15 protein-coding genes and 1 pseudogene are annotated in these 21,798 nt (G+C 63.8%); 4 read left to right on the plus strand and 12 right to left on the minus strand.

All coding sequences use genetic code 11. From position 1 onward, the window contains the following. Positions 1 to 100: 100 nt before the first annotated feature. Positions 101 to 1,906, plus strand: coding sequence for a DUF5054 domain-containing protein (locus tag KA184_15780; GenBank protein MBP8131039.1), 1,806 nt, complete (start codon positions 101 to 103; stop codon positions 1,904 to 1,906). A 14-nt stretch (positions 1,907 to 1,920) separates the two neighbouring features. Here KA184_15780 and KA184_15785 read toward each other — a convergent pair whose 3' ends face one another. After that, the gene (locus KA184_15785) at positions 1,921 to 3,507 is read right to left on the minus strand and encodes an arylsulfatase (GenBank protein MBP8131040.1); all 1,587 of its coding nucleotides are present in this window, start codon (positions 3,505 to 3,507) and stop codon (positions 1,921 to 1,923) included. A 107-nt stretch (positions 3,508 to 3,614) separates the two neighbouring features. On the opposite strand from KA184_15785, the gene KA184_15790 reads away from it, so the two are divergent. After that, positions 3,615 to 5,606: a hypothetical protein gene (locus tag KA184_15790; GenBank protein ID MBP8131041.1), complete on the plus strand. Its 1,992-nt coding sequence runs from the start codon at positions 3,615 to 3,617 to the stop codon at positions 5,604 to 5,606. Positions 5,607 to 5,715: 109 nt separating this feature from the next. Here KA184_15790 and KA184_15795 read toward each other — a convergent pair. From KA184_15795 to KA184_15805, 3 genes and pseudogenes are all read right to left on the minus strand, one after another. Beyond that, positions 5,716 to 6,093, minus strand: a pseudogene (locus KA184_15795) (transposase). A 6-nt stretch (positions 6,094 to 6,099) separates the two neighbouring features. Continuing rightward, complete coding sequence (locus KA184_15800; protein ID MBP8131042.1) at positions 6,100 to 6,972, minus strand: sugar phosphate isomerase/epimerase; 873 nt, start codon at positions 6,970 to 6,972, stop codon at positions 6,100 to 6,102. A 79-nt stretch (positions 6,973 to 7,051) separates the two neighbouring features. Further along, positions 7,052 to 7,561 (minus strand): hypothetical protein, encoded by a 510-nt coding sequence (locus KA184_15805; GenBank protein MBP8131043.1) that lies wholly within the window; start codon positions 7,559 to 7,561, stop codon positions 7,052 to 7,054. A gap of 205 nt (positions 7,562 to 7,766) precedes the next feature. On the opposite strand from KA184_15805, the gene KA184_15810 reads away from it, so the two are divergent. Further along, positions 7,767 to 9,026 (plus strand): hypothetical protein, encoded by a 1,260-nt coding sequence (locus KA184_15810; protein MBP8131044.1) that lies wholly within the window; start codon positions 7,767 to 7,769, stop codon positions 9,024 to 9,026. Between the two features lie 132 nt (positions 9,027 to 9,158). Here the strand turns inward: KA184_15810 and KA184_15815 are convergent, their stop codons facing one another. From KA184_15815 to KA184_15850, 8 genes are all read right to left on the minus strand, one after another. Further along, entirely contained in the window at positions 9,159 to 10,412 is a 1,254-nt protein-coding gene (locus KA184_15815) for a Gfo/Idh/MocA family oxidoreductase (GenBank protein ID MBP8131045.1), read from the minus strand. 104 nt (positions 10,413 to 10,516) lie between these two features. Continuing rightward, positions 10,517 to 12,028, minus strand: coding sequence for a M81 family metallopeptidase (locus tag KA184_15820; protein MBP8131046.1), 1,512 nt, complete (start codon positions 12,026 to 12,028; stop codon positions 10,517 to 10,519). A 153-nt stretch (positions 12,029 to 12,181) separates the two neighbouring features. After that, positions 12,182 to 12,940, minus strand: coding sequence for a 1-acyl-sn-glycerol-3-phosphate acyltransferase (locus tag KA184_15825; GenBank protein ID MBP8131047.1), 759 nt, complete (start codon positions 12,938 to 12,940; stop codon positions 12,182 to 12,184). Between the two features lie 70 nt (positions 12,941 to 13,010). Then, positions 13,011 to 14,942: a peptidoglycan DD-metalloendopeptidase family protein gene (locus tag KA184_15830; GenBank protein MBP8131048.1), complete on the minus strand. Its 1,932-nt coding sequence runs from the start codon at positions 14,940 to 14,942 to the stop codon at positions 13,011 to 13,013. An 8-nt stretch (positions 14,943 to 14,950) separates the two neighbouring features. Further along, the gene (locus KA184_15835) at positions 14,951 to 16,054 is read right to left on the minus strand and encodes a peptidylprolyl isomerase (protein MBP8131049.1); all 1,104 of its coding nucleotides are present in this window, start codon (positions 16,052 to 16,054) and stop codon (positions 14,951 to 14,953) included. Between the two features lie 17 nt (positions 16,055 to 16,071). Next, complete coding sequence (locus KA184_15840; GenBank protein MBP8131050.1) at positions 16,072 to 16,341, minus strand: hypothetical protein; 270 nt, start codon at positions 16,339 to 16,341, stop codon at positions 16,072 to 16,074. A 229-nt stretch (positions 16,342 to 16,570) separates the two neighbouring features. Further along, positions 16,571 to 17,446, minus strand: coding sequence for a metallophosphoesterase (locus KA184_15845; GenBank protein ID MBP8131051.1), 876 nt, complete (start codon positions 17,444 to 17,446; stop codon positions 16,571 to 16,573). Further along, positions 17,443 to 19,731 (minus strand): acetylxylan esterase, encoded by a 2,289-nt coding sequence (locus tag KA184_15850; protein ID MBP8131052.1) that lies wholly within the window; start codon positions 19,729 to 19,731, stop codon positions 17,443 to 17,445. The genes KA184_15845 and KA184_15850 overlap by 4 nt, the downstream gene beginning before the upstream one ends. Before the next feature lie 268 nt (positions 19,732 to 19,999). Between KA184_15850 and KA184_15855 the strand changes: the two genes are divergently transcribed. Beyond that, on the plus strand, positions 20,000 to 21,798 hold a 1,799-nt coding region (locus tag KA184_15855), incomplete at its 3' end, for a CHRD domain-containing protein (GenBank protein MBP8131053.1).

Below are 21,798 nucleotides of genomic sequence, written 5' to 3' on the forward strand. Positions count from 1 at the left end.
TCAGGTCCTTCTTCGGCCTTCCCGTTCTCATCTCCTATCCTCCATTGTAGTTGTTACATATATAACGCCTACAATGATACATAGGTTGACAACTTATTCAATGAATTTAACGCTCAAGACACTAGCGGAACACCCCGACCTGCCCGTTGTCCGCGGCGATATGCCCGACACGTGGATTCACGGGATCGCGTCTCTGCCGGAAGCGACGGCGACCGCGCGCCGGTGCCGTCCACTATTGGGCGCGTACGAGAACCTGGTGACCTTCCACGGCACGGTCGGCGGCATAGCGACCCCGCCTTTCCCGGAGTTCAATTCTATTAACGGGTTTGAGCAGAGCCTGCTCTACGGCGAGCACACGTGGGGTTACGACATAGGACATTTTGGAGAGCGCCTCTACGGCGATGATTGGCGCAAGGCGCGACGAGACGGGCGGTACGTGCGGCTAGAGCAGTCGTGGGCGGACCACGCTGCCTATGCGATGGCCGCCGATTCCGCAATTTCGGACGAATTCAAAGGCGAATTGCAGGCGTTGGCGGCAAGGGTCGCCGTTAGCGAGCCACGTGTTGTTGTGTTCAATCCCCTGCCATGGCCGCGATCAGACGTAGTCACCCTACCCGAAGCCGCAGCCACGGCGTTCCATGATGTCGAAGGATTCGTCTACCCCGGTTTAGTGTCCGCGCTGGGCTACAAATCGCTGCGCCCGGAGGATATCCTTTCCGACGACAACTCGTGCCGCGCGGACGCGCAAACGGGGCTACTCGAGAACGAGTGGTTCACAATTCGCTTCGACAAAGAGCGCGGTGGCATCGTCTCAATCGTGGACAGGCGTACGGGCCGCGAGTGGGTGGACGGCGCCTCGGAATTTGCGGTTGGGCAGTTTCTCCATGAGAAATACGACTCGGCGGACGCTCAAGAATATCTCGACAGCTATCCGCTGCATCAAGAATCGTGGGTGGCCAAGGATTTCGGAAAGCCCGGCCTTCCCGATGCGCCACATGAGACGCAGTCGCCACGATTCGAAACCTGCACGGCCTCATCGGACAGCGCCTCCGCAGCGCTGGAACTGAAGACAGCAGCGGGGGATGGGCAAATGCGCCTGCGAATCACCGTGTACGAGACGCTGCCCGCGATTGACGTGACGTGGTCAATTGATGAGAAGACGGCTACGCCGTGGCCGGAAGCGGGGTGGCTGTGTTTTCCGTTTGCGGTGGAGGACGCGAAGTTCCGGCTCGGGCGGCTGGGAGGGATCGTCGATCCGGCCACGGACATCGTTCCGGGCACGAACCGTGATGTGTTCTGCCTGAACACGGGTGTACGCGTGGTCGCGCCGGACGGATCCAGCGTCGGGCTGTGTCCGCTCGACTCGCCGCTGGTGAGTCTCGAGCGGCGCGGATTATGGAAATACTCGCCGGAATTCGTGCCGAAGAAGGGCACAGTGTTCGTGAATCTGTTCAATAACCTGTGGTCCACGAATTTTGCGCAGTGGATCGAGGGCGACCTGACGCCGCGAGTACGGATATGGCTGCAAACGCCGGAAGAAGGAGACGCGGATTTCATCAAGCGCTGCTGGGAGGCGCGCGTGCCGTTGCAGGCCGATTATATGGATTCAGAGGAACCGGGCACGTTACCGCCCGACCTTGAAGGTGTGCGGTTATCGCGCGACGGCGTGCTGGTGACGGCGTTCGGGCCGAATCCGTACGGCGAAGGGACGTTGCTGCGCTTGTGGGAACAGGCGGGGCAGGGCGGCTCGTGCGAGGTGCGCGTCAACCCTGCGTTGGGTTTCACGAAGGCGCGGCCGGTGAATCTGCGCGGCACATCCGAATGCGAAGAAACGGCGCTGGAGGAGGGACTGTTTCGCACGACACTGGACGCCTGCGCGCCGCGCAGTCTCGTCTTGTCGCGGTAGCGGCGCGCGCCGCGTCACACGCCGACGCGCCCGGCCCACGCCGCGTACAGCGCGTCGAGTTCCCGGGCCTTCTCCGGCTGTTCCGCGCCGAGGCTGCGCAGTTCGGTCCGGTCTTCGGCAAGGTTGTAGAGTTCCCAATCGCCTCTTGCCGTGGCCACGTATTTCCAATCGTCCTGGCGAACGCCGCGGTTGCCGAAATGTTCCCAGAACAGCGCGGGACGCGGCTCGCGCGATTCGCCCCGCAGCGCCGGCAGGAGGCTGCGCCCGGCGAGCGGCAGCAACGCGCGGCCGGCGAAGGTCTCCGGATAGACGGCGCCCGCCGCGTCGAGGCAGGTGGGCATGATGTCGGTAATATGCGCCACCTCCCGGGTCAATTGCCCGCCGCGCGGGAACGCCCGGGGCCAGCGGACGATGAATGGCGTGGCAATGCCGCCCTCGTGGATGTATTTTTTATAGAGGCGGAACGGTGTGTTGCTCGCGTTGGCCCAGGGCCGCTTGCAGGCGTCGTACGAGCCGCGTTCGCCCGCGCGCGTGCCGGGAGTATGCAGCTTGCGGCCCGCGATGTCCTCGTCGCAGCCGCCGTTGTCCGAGAGAAAGACAACGACGGTGTTCTCCGCGGCGCCGGTCTCATCGAGCACCTGAAGAACCCGCCCGATGCCGTAGTCCATGCGGTCGATCATTGCCGCGTAGACGGCCATAAGCCGCTTCCAATACGGCTTGTCTTCGACATCTTCCCACGCGGGCACGGACCCGTCGCGCGGCGACAACGCCCATTGAGGGTCGATAATCCCGAGTTCGAGCTGCCGCGTGTACCGGCGGCGGCGCAATTCATCCCAGCCGATACGGTACGTGCCCTCGTAGCGGGCGATGTCCTCCGGCCACGCGTGCAGCGGCCAGTGCGGGGCCGTGTACGCGAGATAGAGCAGGAACGGCTCGTCGCGTCCGGCGTGCTCTCTCAGACAGCGTACCGCGAAATCGCTGAACGCGTCGGTCATGTAGAATTCGCCGGGCTCCGGCGTGAATGGTTCGTCGTCCTGGGCCATGACGCGTTTGCGCCCGGGCTCTTCCAGTAGTTCCCAATAGCTGCTGCCCCCGCTGATGAGCCCGAAATAGCGGTCGAATCCGCGCCGGCGCGGCCAGTGCTCGCGCATTTCGCCCACGTGCCATTTCCCGGACATGTACGTGCGATACCCGGCGGCGCGCAGCAGTTCGGCGAGCGTCGCGCACCGGTCGTTCAGGTAGCCTTGGTATGGCCCGGGCTTCTCGGGCCCATCAGGAAAGCTGACCATCTTGCCCACACCCGCCTCGTGCGGATACAAGCCCGTCAGCAACGACGCGCGCGACGGGCAGCACCGGGCGCAGTTGTACCCTTGCGTGAAGCGGAGCCCCTCCGCCGCGAGCCGGTCCAGATTCGGCGTGCGGATTTCCGAGCCGTAGCACCCGAGGTCGGAGAAGCCCATATCATCGGCGAGGATGACGAGGAAATTGGGCCGGTATGACGCCGCCGGCGCGGCCGCTTGTTCCGCCGGCCGTGTTTCCAGGCCCGCGACGGCGCAAGCCGTGGTTGCGGTTGCGTAACGCAGAAAAGTTCGCCGGTTCATGAGGGCGCCTCCCGGGGGTTGCACGTCGAATCCTATTATAAAGCGCGCAGTTGCTTCTGCAAGTGGGGTAAAAGGTACCATGTCCCTCAGAAGTGGAGGATTATCCAATGCGGTCCCTTGTGGGCGCGATCTTGATTTCACATTGTCTTGTCGCGGTCATGCCCGTGCGTGCTGCATCATGGGAGAACCCGTTCTACGAGGGCGAGGGCGACGCCGCCTACCTCGACCTCCTCAACACCGCGCGGAGCATGTTCGAGCCGAATCCCGAATTGCAGAACCTGCCCATGCTGTACACGCCCGCGTGGAACGGCTTTGTCGAAGGGCCGACGTGGGGCGCGTGGTGGATTCAGAACAGCTATGGCCCGACCTACTGCGTCCTGCCGTTCCTTGGCGAACCGTACATCACGTTTCTCATGAACAGCCACGACCTGTGGTTTGACCAGATGGGCGACGGGAAGCGCGCGGGCAACCACGGCTACGTAGCGCCGGATGGCAGCCTGTGCGACGCCGCGGCGCCCGGGCTCATCCATTACCGTCAGGGCGACGGCCGCCATGCGATCCACGACTGGGGCATGGAATTCACGGCGGCGGGTCTGCTCATGCAGTCGGAGCTTATGCTGATTCGACGACGCCCGGACGAAATCGCGCATTACCTGCCCAAGCTGGAACGTTGCGCCGAGTTCATCGAGTCGCGGCGCGACCCGAGCAACGATCTCTTCCTCGCGGGACCGGCCGCCAACCTGCTCGCGCCGAGTTACGCCGGGTGGATACAGCCGGACGGCACGTTCAAAATGGCGTATCTTGCCGGCCTTTCGATCACGTACATCGCCGCGCTCGACAGGCTCATCGAGGTCGAAAAACTCGCCGGAAACGACGACAAAGCCGCTCTCTACAGCGAGCGCCGCGACCGCGCGCGCGAAGGCCTCGCCAACGTGACCACGGATGAGGGTTACTTCATCAAATCGCTCGATCCCGACGGCGCTCGCCACGGCGTCTACGGCGCGGAGAAATACGGCTACTTCGAGGCGTCGCCCAACCACGACGCCATTGCGTTCCGCGTTGTGGACGACGCACAGGCGCGCCGCATATACGACAAGATCGTCTCGATCCCGCTGCTGCGCCGTCACCACGTCATCCAGGCGAACGAGCCCTCTCTCGACGACATGTACGAGCCGCCCACCTCCTGGCTCTGGCAGCACGGCACGTGGGTAAACGGCGGCCACTGGTCCACGTGCGAGGCGCGCATGGTGATGGCCTATTACCGCCTCGGCGCCTATGACGACGCGCGCAAGTCGATGGAGCACATGCTCGGCTTCGCGCGACAGTTCCGCATGGACAACCCGCTCGTCGATTTCGGCGCCGCCGTCTATCAGCCCAAAGAACCTATCAACATCACCTACGACGCCTTTGGCCCTATTGCGGCGTTCATCCGCGGCCTGTTCGAATATCGTTACACCGCCGACGCGCTCACCCTCATCCCGCACATCCCGCCGGGCATTACACGGCTGGAGCAGCGGTTTCCCATCTATTTCGGAGATAAGCGCGTGTTCCTGGCTGCTGCTGGAACGGGGCCCGTGACGGCTGTGCGCATCAACGGGGACGTATGGAGCGCGTTCGATGCGGAGAAGATCACAGTGTCGTATGAATCGCTGCCGGAGACCGCGTTCGTGTATGTAGCGCTCGGTGATGATGATATCGGAGAACACAAGCCGTGGGATGCCCCTGCACCGCCATTGCCGTTGGAAGACGATGCATGTTGGCAGGCAGTCTCCGATGTGGCCGGCCCGAATACGGCCCGGTTGCGCCGCTTTCACGCCGCAATGGAAGCGGCGGAGCTTGGCCAGTCTTACGAGGCGGCGCATGCGCGACTGGCGCTTGCGTATATATGGACTATTTCGGAGCGCCGCAGGCTGCGGCAGGAAGGCAAGATTACGTCTCTCCCGGAAGCCTCCCAGGCGGCCGCGGACCAGTCCTTCGTCGACACGGCCGTGCGGCTCCATGAAGGCCTCGTCAAGACCCTCGACAGCTACGCGGACGGCAGCGACCCGCACAAATCGCTGGTTTACCGGCTTTGGACGGCCGCGTCCGGACAGAAGTGAGATAGGACACCAATCGACGCACCAACCAACTTTCGCCATGCGGTTCGTGCTGCAATCCCGTCAAACGGAGGCGCGCCGGGCCGCGACGGAAAGCTGCACACCGATGGTATCATGGCGTCTCCGTCGTCTCAGGGTCTTGGCATCGGGCGCTCGACGCCTGCAACTGCCCCACACTCGTTCCCGAAGAACCTTTTTCTAGCACCACACAGTCCTCGGTGACCTCTGCGACCACGTTGTCCTTGTGCGCCAGCTTCGCCTGCAACGACTCAACCTTCTTCTCAAGCTTGCGCGTCCTGCTGTCCATGCCTGAGCCCCGGCCCTTTACCTCGAACGCCGCCGCGTGGTTGGACAGCTCCTTTTGCCACCGGTAGAACAGATTGCGCGCGATCCTCAGTTCCTCGCAGACCAACGACACCGCCTCCCCGCCCACCACGTGCCGCTTCGCCGCTTCGGCCTTGTCTTCAGACGTGAACTGCGTCCGTGTTCTTTCCCGTTACGCCAGCCCGAGAAGCTTCCTCGCGTACGTCGCGTTCCGCGTAAAATCCGCGTCGCGGTCCTTGGAGGGGATTGAGGTCTCGAGCACGACCCAGCCCTTATACCCAATGTCCGCCATCGCCGCGGCCACGGGTTCCATCGCCACTTCCCCCTCGCCGAGATAATGTGGCCCGTCCTTGAAATGAATCTGGCAGATCCGGCCGCCGAGTTCGCGGATTTCCGCGGGGACGTCGTAGTCCTTGTCCGTCGAATTGCGCACGTCATAATACACGCGCACGCTGTCGTGGCCGACCCGGTCCAGGACCATGAGGTTATCCTTCGCGGACAAATAGTTCTCGATCCCGAGGATGACGCCCTTCTCCCGCGCCCGTGGCGCGGCGTCTTTCAGCCGCTGGACCACCGCGTCCAGGGCGTCCCGTTTCAATTCCTTGCCCTCAAGCAGGTCGCCCCGGCCAAAAAACGCCAGAAGGATGACCTTCGCGCCGAGGTCTGCCGCCGCGTCGATCGTCTGTTCGAGCCACGCCGGGCCGCGCGGATCGCTCGCCAGCGGCGCGTCATTCAGCAAGCCCATCGCGATCGACGACACAATAACGCCGGTGGCCTGCGCCTGGACCTTGTATTGCTCCCGCAACGCGGGGTCGGCAATCGCCAGCGTGTCCGCCGGGTCGCCCGCGCTGATTTCGAGACCGTCCAGCCCCACGTTCTTCGCGATAACCAGTCCGCCCGGCCCGTATGCCTGCAACGACCAGTCGCACGCCGACAGGCGTATCCTTGGGGGAGCCGCCTGTCCCCAACCCATCCGCGACAACGCAAGCGCCGGCGCCAGACAGGCGGCGCTGCGAACCAGGAATTCACGACGTGAGGCGACCATAACCGTGTTCCTTGAGTTTGAGACTATCCTTGGTGGCATTCTGACAGTAGAAACGGCTTCCACACAAGAGTGACCAAGCCTAGGACGGCGCATTCTCTCCTTGACGTTCCTCAAGGAGTCGCTGCGCCATACGCGTGCGCACGATGGATGCGAGCGTATCCGACGGCTTGCGCGGGTCGGGCGCGTGCGCCAGGCCGGCCAGGTTGCGCACAATCTGGATGGGCGTCATGAGGAACCCCCAAGGCAGGCCCCACCATCCCAGCACCAGACTGAAAAGCGCGTCTCCCAGCTTGTTCTTCACGCCGCAGGATGGACAGCAGAGTTGCGGCCTGCTTTCCCATGAAGTCATCACAAGGGCCGACCAGACACGGTAGGAGACGTGCACGTCGACGGGGCCGGGTCCGTTGCATTGCGGGCAAGTACCCTGGTGAATTGCCTCGACTTCACCTTGAATCATCTCGTCGGGAATACGACCGGCCAGCCGCACCGCGACGCCGTTCTTCATGCATACGCCGTTACAGAACCGCAGGTCTCCGTCTCTTGCTCCGCCGAACAAAATCGTGGAATGACAGTACGCGCATTTCGCCATGGTGTGCCCCTCCGCAACGCAACGGTAGCGCGTTTCTGCATTCGCATGCAAGAAGCGCCGCCACATTGTGCTTCGCGCGGGGGTTGGCTACTATGTTGACGCGATTCGGGCAACGGCAAACCGTGATACGGCCCCGGACTTCCGGAGCGGCCGGCGTGTGCCCGAGAGACTGTTCAACCGAAGCAGATACAAAGGGAACCGCAGTATGCTGACGACTAGTTTGCTCTTTCTCGCCCTGACTGCATCGCCGTTCAATGCCGGCCTGCACAATTTCCCCATCGGTTTCTGGAACTATGCGCCCATCGAGGTGTTCGACGAGGAGAAGGTCCAGGAGTGGGCCGACGCGGGCATTACGCTGACGATGGGGCCCGAGTTCTCCGTCACGCCGGAGAATGTGGCGCGCATGAACCGCATACTCGACTGGGCATACGCGCGCGGCATCCGCGTCATCATTTGCGACCCGCGCACGCGCGCACGCAATCCGCTGCCCGAGGATTTCCAGAAGCAGGTGCGTGCCGCAATGGCCGATTTCGCGCTGCACCGGGGCACCTTCGGCTTCCACATCCTCGACGAACCGGACGTTGCCCTGTTTCAGCCTGTCTGTGACGCCGCGCGTATCGTCAAGCAGGCCGCGCCGAATCTGCACCCGTTTGTAAACCTGCTGCCGTGGCACCCGGGCGTGAATCCGCGCGTGGGATTCGACGACTGGCAGGCCTACCTGGACGCATTCGCGAAAACGTCCGGGGTTGCGTTCCTGTGCTACGACTGCTATTCGCAGATGAACCCGGAAAAGTCGGGCTGGCCGATGTATTTCAAGAACCTCAACGATTACCGCGAGGCCACGAAACGGAACGGCATCCCCTTCTGGAACACCATTCTCTCCGTGGGCCATTTCAACTACCGCTGCCCCTCCGAAGACGACATCCGCTGGCAGTTCAACACGTCGATCGCCTACGGCGCGCAGGGCATCCTCTACTTCTTCTTCTACATGCGCGCGCCGCACGACAACTACCGGCTTTCGCCCATTGACGAGTTTTGGGACAAGACACCCACGTTCGACTCGCTCAAGCGGGTCAATAGAGGGTTCATCAAGCGCTATGGCCGCTTGTTCCTGGACCTGGACTTCGTCAAGGCGATGCAATGGCCCGAGCCGGTGACCGGCTGCCTGCCCTTTGAGGCGGACGACGTGGTCCGCGAAGTCCGGGCGGAGGCCCAATGCCCGGTCATCGTGTCGCGGTTCAGCGACGCGCAGGGCCGCCCCTGGGTCGCGCTGGTCAATAACAGCACGACGGAAAACGCTTACGCCACGCTGGTGTTCAACGGGGCCAACACCAAGGTCTACCAGATGAACTGGAGCAATCAGGAGACGGAGGCGGGCTCGAGTCCCGCGGACGGCGGCGTGAGCGTATCGCACTGGCTCATGCCCGGGCAGATGGAGGTATATCGCGTCGCGCCGGCGCAGTGATACGGGAAGCGCCCTGACGGACAAGTCATCGGGCACGATGAGCGGAATTTCGCCCGCGCGCCCTTTCCTCTGACCGCTATCGATGGGGCGAAACGAAACAGGCGCAACGGCGTCGCTTGCTTCCTCTCCGTTCTATCCCTCGCGAATTTCGCGCTTCTCGTGATCGTAGATCATGCGCTTGCCGGCATCGTAGGCCATCATCGCCATGATTACCGCCACGGCATGCTGATAGCCCGCGTCGATTGAGGCGTTGGGCGTCTGGCGGCTGCGGATACACTGGAGCCAGTCGAGCACGTGGTCCGGCCGCTCGATGTTCTCGATGGCGGTCTTCTCCTTCACGGCCGGGTCTTTCGCATGCACGCCGTCGGGGAGCAGATAGGGATTGCTCCAGTCCTGGAGGTCCATGACGGCGGTGTCGCCGAAGATCTTGAACGAACTGCCGCTGTCATTGCCGAAATTGGTCGTATACTCGACCATGAAGCCTTCCGGATAGGTCCACAATGCCGTCACGTGGTCGGGGCACGTGAACTGATGCTGGTCTTTCCAGGTGTACGTGCCGCCGAGACAAACGGCGCTCGCCGGGAATTGCGCGCCGGTGATGTAATGGATCAGGTCGATGTAGTGGCTGCCGAAGCCGGGCACCGCGCCATCCGAGAAGTCCCGATAACCGTACCAGCCCGAATAGGTCACGGGGTGGAACGGCCGCATGGGCCGGTCCATCAGGAATTCCGCCCAGTCCAGGTCTTCTTCCTTCACGTCCTCCTTGATATAGGCGTACCAATAGGGCCGCCAGCCGTTTCGGTGCTGCTCGATGCGGCCAACCGTGCCGAGAACGCCGGTCTTGAACACTTCGCGCGCGCCGGTCATGCTGGGCATGCTGCGCAGTTGCGTGCCGACCTGCACGACCACGTTGTTCTCCTTCACGGCGTCGCACGCGCGTTTGAGGCTTTCAAGGTCCATCGACAGCGGCTTTTCGACGTAGACGTCCTTCTTCGCGCGCGCGGCGGCCTCAAGATGCGTCGTGTGCTGGTGGTCGCACGAGGCGATCATGACCGCGTCGATGTCGTCGAGGGCCACCACGTCGCGATAGGTACCGAACTGGCGCGCCTCGCGGCCGAACCAGTCCTTCGTCATAGCCGCTGCTTCTTCGCGCGCGATGCGCCACGGGTCGCACACGGCCGTGATCTCGACGTTCTGAGAATCGATGAAGGGACGCACACCGGTCATGTGGGCGCCGCGTCCGCGGCCGCCGCACCCGATGATGCCGATGGAGAGCCGGTCGTTGGCGCCGGCCACGCGGGCGTAGCTCGCGGCGGACAAGGACAGGGCCGCTGCCCCGGCCGTGGCGGTCTTCAGGAAATTGCGACGCGTTGTTTTCTCGGACATGTTCTGCACTCCTTCAGTGGGCCGAATCGCTTTTCTGGTTCGTCAAGGCTACTCCCGGGCCATGGGACGGCGCAAGCCGCCCGCCCGTGATTTGGGCGCACGGGTCACGCATCCACGGGCCACTCCTCGAGGTCATCCAGCGGGAAAATGGGCCGATGGATGCGCCGGTACGGAAAACTCCCGAGGTTGCTCGAACAGGGACCGGGGGTGTCAATCCAGTACATGGCTTTTGCGACCGGGTCGTAGGCGCGGCGGTGCGCTACGGCGGCTTTCACGCCGATGGCAAAGCAATCCTCGGGCGCTATGCCCTGACTCCGCAATTGGCCGAGGTCAAAGGGCGGTGTCTTTCGGCTTGTAAGCAGGATGCGCACGCCGCGATGCCGCACGACGGCGCACGGGCCCATATCGATCCAGGACCCAAACATCGAGGCCAGATGGCTCTGCTTGTCTTCGAGTTCAAAGCGCCCGTCCGTCAGGGACAGCAAATCAACCCGCACCGGCAGCGGGCCAGCGTCGAACCGGGAGCCACGACCGCCGATTTCGAGGTCGAGCCGCGCGCCTGGCGCGTGCAGATGCGCGACCGCCGCGGCGCGCGGGTCGTTAATCGCAATCGCCGCGTTGGAGATGCCGTTCTCAAGAAAGAACCGCAGCAACCCGGTGCCATCGCCCGGCGCGCCGCCGCCGATATTGTCCGACGGCTCCACAAGCACGACGGGGCCCTCGGTGTGCGTGCGCAAGCGCGACAGGGCTTCGGCGGGGGGCATATCGAGCACATTGCCGCATCTGCGCTTGCGAATCGCGATATCGCGCAATTCCGCCAGCGGCCCGCGGGCTTGGTCAGGGTCGCCCAGCGTGATGGCCGTGAAACACGCGCTCGTTTCGGGCGCGTCCGTGAACGCACAGCCGCTGCACACGTTCACGAAGAGGATATCCTGCTCTTCGCGTTCGGCGGCTCGCGCCCTTTCCTCCAGCGCGCGCATGGGGTCGTTCGCGGTGCCGGTCCCGGTGGCGGGCCACATGGCGGGCGCGCGCTCCCACACGGTCACGGGGCGTACTCCCGTGCGCATGACCCGCTCGAGCAGCGCCGCGGCGTCTTCGGCGGCCTGTTTCGCGTCCGTGTGCGGGTTCTCGCGATATGCGACCAGCCCGTCGCTGAGCCGCGCCATGCGCTCCGTGAAGTTCGCGTGCAAGTCCAGCACGCCGCAGACCGGCAGCCGCGCCGCGCTGGGCAGCGCGCGTATGCGCTCCAGGATTTCGCCCTCCACATCCGTGAACGACTCTGACGCCATCGCGCCGTGAAGCACAAGGAAAACGCCGTCCAACCCGGCCGGGGGATGATCGGCCAGCGCATCTGCCACCGCGCTCCAGAAGTGCTCGACGACCGCGTCGGCGACCGTGCCGCCCGGCATGGCGCGCATGTCGATGACGGGCGCGAGCTCCCAGCCGAAGCGCTGCGCGGCGTCCAGCGCGCCGCCCAGGGGCGAACTGTCGCCCGCCGAGTCCAGTAGTTCTTCGCCGTGCGCGGTCTGGAAAGCATCCAACCCCGTGACTTCATCCAGAAACGTATGCGTCTCATGATAAAGCCCGGCCAGCAATACCCGTTTTGTCTTGTTCATGAGAGTTCCTCGGAAATGCCTGACAAACCATACCGATTTGCGCGGTCTCCGCGCAAAGCGGCGCGGGGGGATGCGTGCGTATCTCCCGTTTCGAGGGCGGCCGGAGCTCCGGGAGTCTTGCGAGGCGTGTCCTGACGCCGAGACCGTCTGCCTCTACTGCACCGGCACGAAGCGGGCGCGCACGGCATCGCGCAATTGCCGTGCCAGCACCTTGCGGTCTTCCCCGAAGAGGGGCGCCTCGCCGAAATGCACCACCGTGGTGAACCCGCGGCACGCGAGCACGCGCCACAGGTGCCGGGAGAAGGGGATCGGCTGCCACCAGTTCACGACCTGCCACGCGGGCGTGGCGCCGGGCAGGCTTTTGTACGTGATGGTCGCGTAATGGACCGGGATGTGATTGGCTATGGCCGGCTGGATCAAAGCCGATTTGAAGGGCTCGACGTCGATGCCGCGCGAGATGCGGCTTTCCGCGAACACGCCGACGCAGTCGTCGAGCGACAGGGCATGGTGAATGAGTTCATTCACGCGCATCGTATCGCGCTTGTCGGTGCGGTCGATGAACATTACGTGGATGGACCGGAAGAGGAACCCGATGACAGGCCAGGAGGCGACGTCGCCGCGCGCGACGAAAATGCAACCCGTACACCGAACCAGCATGAGCACGTCCAGATAGCTGATGTGATTCGCGACGATAAAGAAAGGGCGTTTGGGCACGGGCCCGTGCATTTCCACGCGGATGCCCCAGGCGAACGCAATGCCGGCGGCCCAGCCGCGGAGCATGACGCGGCGAAGGGCGCGGCGGCGTCTTTCAGGATACTTGGTGACCGGCCAGAGGACGCCGTAGGCCACCGCGAAAGACGTCGTCCACACGACCAGGAACGCATAACGATACAGCGCCCGCAAGAATCCCATGTCCGGTTCTCGCCTTTTCCGTTTTTGTCCGCGACAAATCACGCCGCGCCATGTCGCGCCGTGCGGGACGTCATTGCTCGGGCACCGTGACAGAACGGACGACGCGCGTCTCATTCCCGGCATTGTCGGTGACTCGAATCACGACTTCCTGTTCGCCCGCGGGCAGGTCCTCATCCTGTTCCCAGGAGATGCGCTCATGTTCAGGGTCAAATGCGGTGAGCAGCCAGTGATCGCCGCAAGAAACCTCGTAGTCCCTGATGCCGCTTCCCCGGTCGCTGATGGCTGCCTTGATTTCCGGGCGGCGCGAGGCCGGTGTGGCGCCGTCAGACGGAGCAACATCGCTGACAGCGGGCGGTGTCGTGTCCTCGAGAAAGCCAAACAGCCCGAGACGGCGCGTGCTGAACGTCGCGCGCCCGTTCGCCAGTTCGCCGCCCTCCCGCGACCACGAATTGCCCGACGCTCGATACACGGCGCTCTTGCCCGCGTTCAGCCCTTCCGGCAGCGGCAGGCTGATGCGGACCGGCGCGTCAATGGGCATTTCCTCAGGCCAACACCGGTAAACGGGCCCGGCGCGCCGCAAGCCCGCCGCCTTCGGACCGGCGTTCTCCATGCGCTCCACCCCTACGAAAAGCACGCCGTAAGCCGACCCCGATGCCGCGCTCACGGCCGCTTCGCCCAAGCCAACAGTGGCGCCCGCACCGCGCACGAAAGCGGCGAAGGTCTTCGCGAACGGCTTGGCGAGCCGGGGGTGGGTGACGCGAAGCGTATTGCGTCCCGATGCCGTGGGATTGTAGCTGGCCCGGAACCGGCGCTCGCTCACGCGCAGGAACGGGACTGGCACGATATTCTCGTCGCTTTCGACGAGGCCCTCGGGCGCTTCCGGCTCGTTTGCCGTGAAGTCAGCCGTAATGACCAAGTACTCGCCCAGGCATTCGGCCCCTACTTCGCCCTTCCCCTGCGCGACGGCGGATGCCTTTACTGGCGGCGCCGCGGGCGCGGCATACTCGATGGGAATGGTGAGCGCCACTTTGTTCTCGTGGAAATCGGTCATCTCGACGACCACTTCCGTCTTGCCCTGCGGGACTTCCCACCAGCCCGCCCCTCTCGTATGCGCGTACAACTCCGAATCGTTGCCGGTCCAGCGCCAGAGCAACTGGAAATGCCCCTCTTTCAAGAAGAAGGGGTGAAAAGCAACAACGCCGTCGCCGGTGTTGTCGTAGGAGTACGCATCGCATTGGACGCGGAAGATTTCCTGCTCGCCCGCGCGGGCCACGAGCGTGTACGGCCCCAGTTTGTAGGCGCCGCCACTGCCCGGGTCGACGCCATTGACGGCGAAACCAATCCGGCCTGAGGCGCGGACAGGCGCGCAAGTGTACTGACCCGTCCCGGCGGCGCGCACGTCGAGCACTACCGGGACGATGTCCTGATTGACACGCGAATCCGGCCCGTCGGGCGCCACGAGCATCTGCTTTATGATGGGGCGGTCCCCATCGGGCCACGTGATGCCGTAGAGCCGCGGATTAACGGGCCATTCCCGGTTGTCCCGGAGTTCATAGTGCAGGTGCGGCGCGCCTGTGCCGGTCTGGCCGCTCTTGGCGACCAGCTGCCCCTTTTGAACACGGAACAAGCCGGGCTCCACCTGCAGGTCGACAGTGTAGCTCTTTGCCCGGTGTTGGGCGCGCCGTACGTAGTCGCGCAGTTCCGGCGAGAAATCGTCCAGATGTCCGTATACGGCGGTCAGGCCGGTCTCGAGTTGCAGATATACGGCCTTCCCGTAGCCGAAGGGCGAGCAACGCAGGCGTGACACATAACCGTTCGCCGCGGCATATACCGGCCGGCCCAAGCCGCCCGTCCGCAAGTCGATTCCGGCATGGAAACGGCCCGGCCGGTACTCCGCGAAACTGCTGGTCAGTTCCGGGGGCAGGTCCAAGGGCCAGCGATACGGCGTTTCATCGGCGCACAAGACAAGACACACGCTGCAACATAGGACGGAAAAGGCCATGATCGCCCCTATTTTTTGTCTTCTTCGCTTTCGGGCAGGGTTGCGAGAGTCTGTTCCAGGTGGAGGAACACCTTGACTTGCGCGGGGTCGCTCATGATGGGCTGACACCAAGAGGCTACGGCCAACTCCGCCTTGGTTTGCCCAAGCGCTGTTTCGATGCGCGGCCGCGCCTCTTCCAGCGACACCTGTGTGCCGCCCTTGCTTTCGATAAACTGGACGACGTGCAGCCCGTACTCGCTCTGAATTACGCCGCTGATGCCGCCCGGTTTCATGCCCTTGACTGCCTCGGCGTAGAAAGACGGGAGCTTCTCCGCGGGCACATCGCCCATGTCGCCGCCCCGTTGCGCATCCGGCGCTTGCGACACGGCGCGCGCGACGGCCTCAAAGTTTTCGCCCGCGCGCACGCGGGCCAGCGCCTTCTCGATTTCCGCCCGCGCGGCGGCCCACTGTTCCGGCGTGGCGTTCTGCGGGTTCGGTTTCGGGCGGATGAAGATCTGTCGCAGGTGAACGGAGTCGGGCCGCTGGAACAATTCCGGGTGCTCGGAACGAAACTCCTCTATTTCCTTGTCCGTTACCGTGATATTCTGTTCCTTGGCAATTTGGTCGAACGCTGCGTCTATCAGCAGGGAGCGGCGCACGGCGTCGCGAATCTGGTCCAGCGGCTGGCCCGTTATTTTGACGATGTCGTCATCCGTGATGGGCTGGCCATCCTTGCGCTCGAAACGCTGGCGCAACACGGAGAGGTCATGCTCGTACGCTTCCTGGACTTTCTGGTCGGGAACCGTGAGCTTGCGCTTGACCGCTTCCTGGTAGAGGATTTCGCGCTGCACCATCTTGGCCAGGCAGGCGAGCGCGATCTTCACGCGGTCGCTGTCCGCGAATTCCGTGCGTTCAGTCATCTGGGCCAGCGTGATCAACTCGTTCTCATAGTAGGCGAGATACGCGTCGCGTTCGATGGGTGTGCCGCGCACGATCGCGACCGGGCCGTCCGGCACGGACCGCTGGACGATGTCCATGCTGGCGAGGTCAGGCGCCTGGCCGAACGCCGCGGCTGATGCCCACACCGCAAGACAGGCCGCCCAAGCGCGCCGCAACAACAAATTCTTGAACATGAACGACCTCCCTCGGCTTATTCCTGCGCCGCTTTGCGCTCCGCGGCGTCATTCTTTTGCGCAGCCTCGGCCTTGAGACGCGCCAGGTTTCGCGCCCGTTGCTCCTTGCGCACCAGCGCCGCGAGCAGATAGGCGCAGACGCCCGCAACGCCATAACCGGCGACAAACGCGATGAGCACGCCCAGAATGACAGCGGGTTGCACCAGGACGGGATCCGGCCACTGTCGATACGCGGCATAGGCGAGAACGGCAGTTGCCGTCGCGGCCCCGCACAAGAGGCCCCACACGTGGGGGTCCTTCCTGAACCGCTTATGTTTCCGCCTGCGCCCGGTTCCCGGACCATCGGCTGGGTTTCGCATCGTCTCTGCCACCTGGAAATGCTATCACAGCCGGACCCGCTGGCCAAAATCCTGAGACAACACGTGGCACGGACATCTTCCTCGTGCGGGGGGCATGGTGCCGCAAGAGCATGAGCAGGATGCTCTTGCCACGGCACGGGCATCTTGCCCGTGGTTTTCAAGCGCCCAAAACCTGCTCGCGTGACCAGTTGTCGCGAAAGGCATGCCGAAACACGGCAAAGCCTTCTGCGCCGGCGTGCACTTCCGTAAACGCCCCGCGCGTCCCGTCATGGCGGCAGTCCAGGAAGAAAGCGGGCGTAGTCACGTGACATAGCGTGGCGTGCAACGTGTCACTGGCGCAGCTGAAGCGGTGCACGTGCCCCGCCAGATAGAGGATGGGCCGCCCCGCGCGGCCCAGGACGTTCCGCAACGTATCGGCGTTGCGCAGGCGCCGGCCCCAGGTGCTGGCGTAGCCGTCCGTCTGATGCAGGCATGGATAATGGCCCGCCACAATCACCGGCCCTTCGGGCGCGGCCTCGATTAAGGCCGCCGTGCGGGCGACTTCGTCTTCGGTTATGCGGCCCCGGGCGCTCAGGAAGTTCGGGCACACGGTTGGAACCAGCACCAGCGGCGTGCCGCCCGGCAGCGGCACGGACGCAGGCAGTCCCTCCTTCGGCAGGAAATCGCCAAGATACCGCTCGAAACGCCGTTTGCGGGCGGCTTCATACGTGTATACGTCGTGATTTCCGGGAATGGCCCAGACGCGCAGGCCGCGGCGGGCGAGTCCCTCGACGAAACGCTTTGCCAGCTCGAATTCGCGGTCGGTTGCGGTCGAGGTGAAGTCGCCCGTGAGCACCGCCGTTGCGGCGCCCGTGGCCGCTACGGTGTCCGCGAAGGATTCGGCCCGGTCCATGGGGAATTCGCGGGCGCGACGCAGGACCACGTTCGCGTTCCCGAGGAACCGCTTGTTCAGCAGCCGGAGCGGGTTGCACACGATCTCCCAGAAATGGAGGTCGGCGATATGGGCCAGCTTATCGACACGTGGCGCGGTCACGGGAGCCAATCCGCCAGCGTTTCCGGGCCGGGCAGCGCGTCGGCCACTTTCGCGCCGGCAAGTTCCGGCGCGCCTTGGGGGCGAACCACGTACAAGTGGCGATTCCCGGCGAGCACGGCGGCGGTGCGGACATCGCCCACGGCGCGAATGCACGGGATGTAGAACCGGTCCACCCAGGCTTGGTCGTCTTCGGCGTCGAAACCGCTCAAGTCGGCGACCGTCGCACCCACGGAGAGGTCACTGGCGCTGGCGAACAGGCACCAGACGCCGCCGTCGCCGAGCCCAATGAGGTGCACAGTACCTGAAAGGTCTCTGCGTGCTTGCAGAAAAGCGGTTGCCGTCAGCACGTCCTGGACACGGCAGCCCGTGTCCGTCGGCTGAAACGTATCCATGAACCGGCCTATTTGCACCCGTTCCGTGCGCGCCACGGGCGCATGATGCTCGCCGATGAGGAACGTGTCGATACAGAGCACCGCATAGCCGCGGGCGATCAAGGCGCGCACGAGCGGACCCGGCCCGCCGCGGGCAAGGTCCGCGAGCGCGGCTTTGCCTTCCCCGTGCACCAGCAGCACAGCGTCCTGCGGCTCCGTGTCGTAGCCGCGGTACAGGATGGCCGGGATGGCGTCGTCCACGCATCGCCGCCGGATGACCCACCGTTCGACGGCGTAGCCTTCTCGCTCAACAAGGCCCGTGCGCTCCGAGTCGAGTGCGTTCGGTTCCGGCTTGTGCGCAGCCAGCATGTCGGAGAATAGCCTGCCGTATTTCGACCTGAAGTAGGCGAATGCCTGCTCATCGGCGGATTCGGGCAGTTCGGCATCCCATTTCGCGCGCGTTGCCGCAATGATCTGCTCGCGAAGTTCGTCGTCCGCGGGCAACCCGTCCGGGAGCGTGCCGTCGGGGAAGACGCGCAGCGTGTCATCCGGCTCGACCGTAAACTCCGGCTCGGTATAGGTCTCCCATTGGTCGCCGCCAAGCAACCATTTGCCGAAGAACCGGTACATTGCCTCGCGGCTCGCCTTGTTGTAGTTGTGGCCCGCGTCGATATGGACATTCTGGACGCGGTCTTCGGCGCCGTAGAGACTATAGATGCCGCGGATGGCCGGATACTCGACGCGCGGCGTCTCGCGGGTCCAATCGCCGGTTGCGGAAACCATTAGCAGCGGCCGCGGCGCCATCATCGCGCCGATTTCCATATTTGAATGCTCCATGCGGATTATAGGCGCGTTCTCGCAGAGGCAGCCGCCTTGCATGGTCGAAGAAATCATGTTCACGGGCGCGGCGACCTTGATGCGCGGTTCAACCGCCATGAGAGCGAAGGTTTGCGTGCCGCCGCCGGACGCGCCCGTGCAGCCGATGCGGTCCTTATCGACTTCAGGCAATTCGCTTATGAAATCGACGGCGCGGATGCTGGACCACAACTGCATCGCGAACGGGTGCAGCCCCCAGAGTTTCTCGCGTGGCCCGCCCCAGTTGTGTTTGAACTGGAGACTGTCGTTGTAACCTATCATGTCGTAGCTGAACACGACGAAGCCCATGCGCGCGAGCGTGATGCACCGGCCCGGCACCGAACCGCGCTCGCCGTCTTCGAGCCGGCCCTTCTCCCAGTGGCCGTGCGGGCATACCACCGCCGGGAAGGGGCCATTGCCAACCGGGCGATAGAGGTTCCCCGTCACGAGGAAGCCGGGCCGGGCCTCGAAGCATGCCTTCTCGACTGAGTAATCGTCGTGCTGCGTGCGCTCGAACAGGCGTGCGTTCAGCGGTGTCCGTTCCGGCATGGGGACCAGCCCGCACGCCAGCAGGATGCGGCTGCGCAGCACGTCCGCCGAATCTTCCCAGTCGCTGGTGCTGCCGTAGAAAGGCATGGTGAACACGGTGTCCGTGTGGCGGGCTGCCAGCGCGCGCCGGTCGCGCACCGCTTTCGGCTGGTCGTAGACCCGGATGTCCGCGATTGCGTCTTTGGGCCGCAAGTCGGCATTGGTTGTGAGGATAGCCGCCACGACGCCTTCGCCGAATTGCACGGCGAGCGGCCCCGCTTCCAGGGGTATGGAGCCGGCCTGCACCCACACCCACTCGTCTTTTGCCTCACCCTGTGGCGGTGCTTCCAGGCGCTGGCCGTTGATTTCGACCGACGCAGCCCGCTCCGCGCGTGCCCATGCGTGAACCACATAGGTGTCGGCTCGCGGCGTGTTCACGGGCGCGCCATCTGCGATGTCGCGGGCGTTGATCCACAAGACGACCGGGTCCCCGGCAGTCAGCACCACGGAAGCAATTGCCATCATCCACATGCCCGGTGACCTCCATTTCCGATTGTGAGCAAGAGCATACTCCTTATACAAAAGGCGATAAAGGGAATTCCCGTGCGCCGGGTCCGCATGTCGTGAGAGAGACCCGCCCGAGGCGGCTGCCCCGGCTCGAAGTCCTCCCTGTCTGAGAGACTTGCATTCCATTGCGATACGTGTCATAAAGACGGGACTGGCAAGAGCTGGGGCCGGCCGTCATGCTGCAGACCGGCCTTGGTGGTGATTGCAGGACAAATCAGGGGAATGGCATCAGATGAATACGTTGAATCGCAAACTTGTCTTGGCGTGCATTGGTGTTCTTGTTGGAATGGGACTGCCGGCGGGCGCGGAGGATCTCGGCGTCGATTTCTGTGCAGCCTTTGCGTCGGTCCAAGCGAGTACCTATTTGCGCACGTCGCTGGGGGAGGCCTTTGAACCGATTCTGGACCGGATGGCGCCGGAAACGGCCGATCTGAACGGCTTTTTCTACGTCAATACGGGCACTTCGCCCGCGTTATACACCTTTAACAGCAACGGCATCCCCGAAGCTGCCAATGAATTCGGGGTCATGCAGGAAATCTTGAACAACGCGGCGGCCTATCCGCCCGGCGGGCCCAGTGTTGTGGACCATGATACGTTGCGCGCGGCCTGGGACGCCAACCTTGCCCAGTTGCAGACGGACCTCGGCGCGACCATGGCGTCGGTATTCGAGACGGAAGCGCCCGGCTTCAAGGAAATCCTTGTCGCGTATCTAACCTTGGGCAACGGTGGATTTACACCGGTCTCTCTGCCCTCGCCGGAAAGCCCCGACACGCCCATCAGCATGGTGGGAAGCGGGTCGTTCGGTCTGGCGGCCGGTCTCGTGAAGCTCATGGATGCCCTGCTGCGCGCTGACGGCCAGGATGGCTTTGACAATCCGGACCTCTCCGCGGCCGCATACGCGGTGCTCACGGAATTGCGCGGCAGCGGCGACGTGGACGACGACGGATTCTCCAATCTGTGTGAGTACTTGAACTATACGCGGGAGAATTGCCCCGCTGCAGAAGGTGAAGGCGAAGGTGAGGGCGAAGGCGAAGGCGAAGGCGAAGGCGAAAAGACCTTGAGATTTCTCGAAGCGGTCTTCGATGCAGCAGTGATGCCCGCAAGCTGTCCCAACGAGATCGAATGCGACTCGACGTTGAATGGCGGCAATGTGGTACCGCCTTCCGGCAGCAGCGCCACGGGCTCCGCCGTTCTTACCATCGATACGGTGAGCCTCTTCTACACCGTCGATATTACGCATGACGTGGCAAACCCGACTGCCGCGGTTATCCGGCAGGGCGCCGCGGGCGTGAACGGGGATATCGTCGTGGATCTCGGCGGCGTGGCGAGTCCCATCCACTATGAACTTACCGACGCGGACGTGCTTGCCGTCGCGAGTGCGGGTAACGATCTGTATTTCCAGATTGACAGTACGGAGCATCCAGACGGCGATATCCGCGGCCAGATCGTCTGTAATCCAAGCGAGGGCGAGGGGGAAGGAGAGGGCGAAGGCGAAGGCGAAGGCGAAGGGGAAGGCGAAGGCGAGGGAGAAGGCGAGGGAGAAGGGGAAGGGGAGGGTGAAGGGGAAGGAGAGGGTAGTGGCCTTGAATTGCTCTGCTCCGTCGCGCTTGACGGCGCCTCCGTCGTCCCGCCCGTTACGACGGAAGCCTCAGGAACCGTGACTTTCGAGTGGGACCCCTCCGTGCAGTACGTGCTGGTCACCGTGATGCACAACGTGGCTGACCCGGCGACGGTTTATCTTCATGAGGGAGCGCCGGGCGCTACGGGACCCGCCGTGCTGAATCTTGGAGGACCGCAAGCACCAATTTATGTGCCGCTCTCGCTTGAACAATACGAGGCTTTTGGCACCGCCCATTACATTCAAGTGGCGAGCACGTCGCATCCCGACGGCGAAATTCGCGGTGATCTGGCCTGCGTATCATCGGAAGGCGAGGGCGAAGGCGAGGGTGAGGGCGAAGGCGAAGGTGAAGGTGAAGGTGAAGGTGAAGGTGAAGGTGAAGGTGAAGGCGAGGGTGAGGGTGAGGGTGAAGG

The sequence above is a fragment of the Candidatus Hydrogenedentota bacterium genome, from assembly GCA_018005585.1.
Taxonomy (GTDB): Bacteria; Hydrogenedentota; Hydrogenedentia; order Hydrogenedentales; family JAGMZX01; genus JAGMZX01.

Excerpts from the sequence above, each read along its gene's own strand:
- KA184_15780 (MBP8131039.1), top strand. The coding sequence starts at position 101 with ATGAATTTAACGCTCAAGACACTAGCGGAACACCCCGACCTGCCCGTT.
- KA184_15785 (MBP8131040.1), bottom strand. The coding sequence starts at position 3,507 with ATGAACCGGCGAACTTTTCTGCGTTACGCAACCGCAACCACGGCTTGC.
- KA184_15790 (MBP8131041.1), top strand. The coding sequence starts at position 3,615 with ATGCGGTCCCTTGTGGGCGCGATCTTGATTTCACATTGTCTTGTCGCG.
- KA184_15800 (MBP8131042.1), bottom strand. The coding sequence starts at position 6,972 with ATGGTCGCCTCACGTCGTGAATTCCTGGTTCGCAGCGCCGCCTGTCTG.
- KA184_15805 (MBP8131043.1), bottom strand. The coding sequence starts at position 7,561 with ATGGCGAAATGCGCGTACTGTCATTCCACGATTTTGTTCGGCGGAGCA.
- KA184_15810 (MBP8131044.1), top strand. The coding sequence starts at position 7,767 with ATGCTGACGACTAGTTTGCTCTTTCTCGCCCTGACTGCATCGCCGTTC.
- KA184_15815 (MBP8131045.1), bottom strand. The coding sequence starts at position 10,412 with ATGTCCGAGAAAACAACGCGTCGCAATTTCCTGAAGACCGCCACGGCC.
- KA184_15820 (MBP8131046.1), bottom strand. The coding sequence starts at position 12,028 with ATGAACAAGACAAAACGGGTATTGCTGGCCGGGCTTTATCATGAGACG.
- KA184_15825 (MBP8131047.1), bottom strand. The coding sequence starts at position 12,940 with ATGGGATTCTTGCGGGCGCTGTATCGTTATGCGTTCCTGGTCGTGTGG.
- KA184_15830 (MBP8131048.1), bottom strand. The coding sequence starts at position 14,942 with ATGGCCTTTTCCGTCCTATGTTGCAGCGTGTGTCTTGTCTTGTGCGCC.
- KA184_15835 (MBP8131049.1), bottom strand. The coding sequence starts at position 16,054 with ATGTTCAAGAATTTGTTGTTGCGGCGCGCTTGGGCGGCCTGTCTTGCG.
- KA184_15850 (MBP8131052.1), bottom strand. The coding sequence starts at position 19,731 with ATGTGGATGATGGCAATTGCTTCCGTGGTGCTGACTGCCGGGGACCCG.